General features: G+C 36.9%; 6 protein-coding genes. 3 read left to right on the forward strand and 3 right to left on the reverse strand.

Going from position 1 to position 5,147, the window contains the following annotated elements:
* Positions 1–215: 215 nt before the first annotated feature.
* The 3 genes from AB1422_16600 to AB1422_16610 all read left to right on the forward strand — a co-directional run bounded on the left by AB1422_16600 (position 216) and on the right by AB1422_16610 (position 2,163).
* Complete coding sequence (locus AB1422_16600) at positions 216–1,319, forward strand: trypsin-like peptidase domain-containing protein (GenBank protein MEW6620926.1); 1,104 nt, start codon at positions 216–218, stop codon at positions 1,317–1,319.
* A gap of 52 nt (positions 1,320–1,371) precedes the next feature.
* Positions 1,372–1,506, forward strand: coding sequence for a hypothetical protein (locus AB1422_16605; GenBank protein MEW6620927.1), 135 nt, complete (start codon positions 1,372–1,374; stop codon positions 1,504–1,506).
* 87 nt (positions 1,507–1,593) lie between these two features.
* Positions 1,594–2,163, forward strand: a complete 570-nt coding sequence (locus tag AB1422_16610) for an HNH endonuclease (protein ID MEW6620928.1) — start codon at positions 1,594–1,596, stop codon at positions 2,161–2,163.
* Between the two features lie 77 nt (positions 2,164–2,240).
* On the opposite strand, the gene AB1422_16615 is transcribed toward AB1422_16610, so the two are convergent.
* The 3 genes from AB1422_16615 to AB1422_16625 all read right to left on the reverse strand — a co-directional run.
* Positions 2,241–2,963, reverse strand: a complete 723-nt coding sequence (locus tag AB1422_16615) for a fumarylacetoacetate hydrolase family protein (protein MEW6620929.1) — start codon at positions 2,961–2,963, stop codon at positions 2,241–2,243.
* Between the two features lie 353 nt (positions 2,964–3,316).
* Entirely contained in the window at positions 3,317–4,309 is a 993-nt protein-coding gene (gene ilvC / locus AB1422_16620) for a ketol-acid reductoisomerase (GenBank protein MEW6620930.1), read from the reverse strand.
* Between the two features lie 47 nt (positions 4,310–4,356).
* Positions 4,357–5,147: T9SS type A sorting domain-containing protein (locus AB1422_16625; GenBank protein ID MEW6620931.1), on the reverse strand; the 791-nt coding region annotated here is incomplete at its 5' end.

Here is a 5,147-nt window from a genome sequence, read left to right on the forward strand (position 1 = left end):
TTCTCGGTGAATTTTTAGAGACTGAATTCACCTATGTTTAGGAGAGATAGAAAAAAATATTTTTCGTAAAGATTTTGAGAGGAAAATAAGGAATAATGAGTCTCTATCTAATTTTTCACCGAGAATTCCTGAGAGTTACTAAATTTTGTTGACATAATGAGGGAAAAGGTGTAAAATAATATATTAAAGTGATAAGTAGATTATTTATCTTTTTTATGATATTATTTGTTCCTTATGTTTTTGCTCAGGAGTTACTACCAACGGTCGCGGATGTAGTTAATGAAGTCAGCCCAGCGGTAGTATTGATAAAAGGTGAAAAAATCTCCCAAACATATCAACCAGGCAGGGTGATTGTCAAGCATGATTATCGAATAGGCTCCGGGTTCATTATTGACCCGGCAGGCTATATCCTCACCTGCCACCATATTATTAGTGATGCCGATAATATCGAGGTAGAACTTAAATCTGGTGAAAAATATGAGGCAAAAATACTTAAAATAGATAAGAAAACAGATATTAGTCTACTTAAAATTTCTCACAGAAAACCTTTACCTCAAGTCAAGATAGGGGACCCGACAAAGGTCCGAGAGGGAAATCCCATTATTATCATCGGCAATCCATTACCGCAACAGGTAAATATGCCCCCAAAGGCATTTAAACATTCAGTTGCTTGTGGCGTAATTGGTTCTACAGAACGGGTAAGTAATAATAACCTGCATCTATTTCAACTAAGTTTGCCAGTTAATTTTGGTAATAGTGGAGGTCCTTTATTCAATGAGTATGGCGAAGTCATTGGAATAGTTAATTCTAAAATGCTTACATTTAACGGCTATCCTCTGGAAGGAGTTGGGTTTGCTCTCTCTATTGAAGAAGCAAAGGGAATATTTAATGAATTTACTGTTTATAAAAGAAAAGAAAAACTCACTCTGTCTGATGATTTATCAAAAGACAAGGTTAAATTACTGATTCTTTTAGCCATTATCGCCGTTCTATTAACTTCCATATTATTTTTCAGGATATCTCAAAATAGATGGCGGCAATATAAGTTTATCAAGAAAAAACTCTATAAATGTGTTTATGCTGGTGACTATCAAGGGTTTTCTACAATTATTCATAAAATATTGAAGAACTCCTTTATCAAAGATAAAAATTATAGTCTTGAACCATTAATGAATGATTTATTTCTTTTACAAACCAGACAGCCATGGATAGTAACAGAATTGAGTAACCAACTAAAAGATTTAAGCACCCGGTTAGATGGGAGATTAGATTTGCAGAGAGAGATAATGAAATATCAGGTAAAATGCAAGGTAAAATAGGATTTGGGGGAAACAACAAATAAATATCAAATATCAAATATTAAATATCAAAATGCAAAATTACAAATCAAATTTCAAAAAGGACTTCAAGTATTTTAACGCTGAAAGGAAAGAGATAATTTTACTGAACTTTGGCAAATTTGCAAATTCTCTGAAAAACTTAAAACTAAAAACCGTTGATAGTTGATAGTTGAAGGACTATAAACTATAAACTATACACTATCAACTATAAACTATACACTACTCTAAGAGTTCCATTTCAAAGGAGACGAAGATGTTATATTCGCCAGTTTTAATTTTAAATTCAGGAATGACGCCCATAGACATCTGTCGGGTAAAGGATGCAATTGTGCTTCAGATATTGGAGAAGGCAAATGCGATTAGAGTCGAAGAAGATAAGAAAATCAGGTCACAATATCTGTCATTCCCACTACCCCGGGTGATAACTCTAATTAATTACTATAAAATTCCGCGTAAAAAGGTAGTTTATTCGAGGTTAAATATTATTTATCGGGATGATATGAAATGTATGTATTGTGGAAAAAGGTATGCAATAGATTTTCTAACAGTTGACCATCTTATTCCGCGTTCAAGATGGGATAGTGTTCCTCCACAGAAGCGGCCGCCGGCAATTAACTGTTGGGAGAATCAGGTTTGTGCCTGCCGCAGCTGTAATGCTATCAAAGGCAATAAACTCTTACACGAATGTGGCTTAACACTAAGAAAACAACCTTATGAGCCCAAATATGTCCCTCATTTAATCATCTCAAGACCAAAGGCAGAAAAATATGGTTGGTTAGAATTTTTAACGCACAATGTGAAGATAGTAGATTTTATCGTGTAAGCATTCAGTTGCAGTCCGCTTTAACTGGATGTAAAATGTATGTGACTGTTGATACCTAATGGCTGGACGATTACCGATTATCGGACATAATTCCTCAAAGTCCCAATACCCTTAATCTTAATTTCAATTATATCCCCGGGATTCATTGGACCAATACCCGCAGGCGTGCCAGTCGTAATTACATCCCCGGGTAATAAAGTCATCACTTTTGAAATAAAACTCACCAATTCTTCTACTTTAAAAATAAGATTTTGGGTATTAGATGATTGTTTTAATGTGCCATTCAAATATGATTCAATCTGCAGGTTATTGGGATTGATGTCATTGACGACAAAAGGACCAATTGGCGAGAAGGTATCAAATGATTTTGCCCTTGTCCATTGGCCATCTTTTTTCTGAAGGTCTCTGGCGGTTACATCATTAAAACAGGTAAATCCTAATATTTTGTCCCAGACATTATCAGGCTCTAAATCTTTAGCCCTGTCTTTTATAATCACGGCTAATTCTGCCTCGTAGTCTAATTGTTTTGTTTGAGGAGGATAGATGATAGAGTCTTCATGACCAATAATCGAACTGGGCGGTTTCATAAACAGGACTGGTTCATCGGGAATAGGTAGATTTAGTTCTCTGGCGTGATCTTTATAATTCAATCCGACCGCGATAATCTTTGACGGCTGGGATGGAGGTAAAATCTTCACTTCATTCAGGTTATAACTCATTCCATCCGCACAACTAATAATGTCTTTTTCAACTATTCCTTTTTTACTCTCTTTCCCATCAAAAAACATAACCCATTTCATAATACTTCAGATAACCCCAAGGAGTAATCGTTCAGGTGGTAATTTACCGCAGAGACGCAGAGGAACAGAGAAGACATAGAAATAAATCAGATAACAGAAAAGATTATTGAGGCAATCATAGTAATACATAGGACATCGTAACTATTCAGCCACAGATGGACACGGATGAAACACTGAAAATTCGTAAATCGTATCCGTTTTCCGTGTCCGTAATTAGGCTGAAGGTTTTTCCTCCTGTTGTCCTCTGCCTTCTCCCCTCTGTATTTATCCGTGCTAATCCGTGTTAATCAGTGGCTGAATAATTACTTTAATTTTTTTCTCTGCGTCTCTGCGTCTCTGCGGTGAACAGTTACCTATTTTTTAATCCAATTCATCATTTTTCGTAGTTGAGCCCCTATTTTTTCAATGAGATGTTCGGAGTCTTTTTTAAGTAAGGCATTGAATACAGGGCGATTAGCCTGGTTTTCTAAAACCCATTCTTTAGCAAAATGTCCATCCTGAATATATTTTAAAATCTCTTTCATCTTTTTGCGTGTCTCATCAGTAACAATCATTCTTCCTCTTGTTACATCACCATATTTAGCCGTATCGCTAATTGCCTGACGCATACCCATAATTCCTCGTTCATAAATCAAGTCAACAATAAGTTTTAACTCATGACAGCATTCAAAATAGGCTATTTCTGGCTGGTAGCCTGCCTCAACTAAGGTATCAAAGCTTGCCCTGATTAATTCTGATGTTCCGCCGCATAAAACTACCTGTTCTCCAAACAGGTCTGTTTCGGTTTCTTCGGCAAATGTTGTTTCAATCACACCCGCACGAGTTCCGCCAATACCTTTCGCATAAGATAAGGCAAGTGGTTTTGCCTGTCCTGAGGCATCCTGATAAATAGCAATTAGATTAGGCACTCCACCACCTTCCACAAATACCTGTCTTACCAGCCGACCAGGACCTTTTGGAGCAATCATCACCACATCAATGTTCTTTGGAGGAACTATCTGTCCAAAGTGGATATTAAATCCATGAGAAAAACCCAATACCTTCCCTGTCTTAAGGTTATCTGCAATCTCAGATTTATATACCTGAGCCTGAAACTGGTCAGGAACTAATAATTGGATATAATCGGCTACATCAGAAGCATCTTTAGCCAATACGGGTTTAAATCCATCTTCAATTGCCTTTTCGTAATTAGGACTGCCCTTTACCTCAGCGACAATTACTTCTAAGCCGCTATCTCGTAGATTTTGGGCATGGGCATGTCCTTGTGCTCCATAGCCAATGATAGCAATTTTCTTCCCTTTTAGAACTTGTAAATCTGCATCCCTGTCATAATAAATTGTTGCCATTTTTTTCCTCCTTTTTATTCTGGCGCTCTTTGCACCTTTGCGAGAGATTATTTGATAATCCCTAATTTACCTGTTTTTGTCATCTTGCCATCCGATAAAATATAAATGTAAATCCCGGATGAGACCCTTTCGTTATCTTTGTTGATACAACCCCAGTCCCAGCCATCAATAATCTCCTCTTTCTCAAATACCTCTTCTCCAGCAATATTATAAATTTTTATCCTGAACTTCCCAGCAGGCAATCTAAAGATTATTTTATCACCTCTTGTTGGATTAGGATAACAAAATGCCTCCTGTAGAGAAGAAGGTGCTTTAATCTCTGGAAGTGGGGTCTCTGCCACTATCAGGCTAAACTCCCTTTTATCCTGGGCGGATTTATATTGATAAAAATTCACCTTTCGCAGGTCAATTATTTTCGAGGTGAGTTTATCTTTTAAATAGAGATAATATCCCTCTGGCACCTCATCAATCTGCCAATTTATCTCCATATCCCCTGATTTACTACTTTCTACTGTAAATTCCCATATCTGTTCTTTTTCTATCTTACTTCTATAATCGAAAGCGTATTTGCCAGTAAAGTAAAGATTTATAAAGGGATATGTCGCAAATTGCCCGCCACTAACAGATAACATTGGTATTTCTCTTAGATGGACAGCATTTTTACTTACACCGATGAAATTAAACTCATCTGTCAGGCTACCAGCTTTAACGGATAGCTGAATTGCCCAGCCATCTTTATGCTTAAGTGGGTTAAATTCATCCACTTCACTCTCACTACGAACTTCATTATTCACCACCCACTCCTCTATCGGGCAGAAACTCTTCCCCTCTTGAGAGG

The sequence above is a fragment of the bacterium genome, from assembly GCA_040757115.1.
Classification (GTDB): Bacteria; UBA9089; CG2-30-40-21; order CG2-30-40-21; family SBAY01; genus JBFLXS01.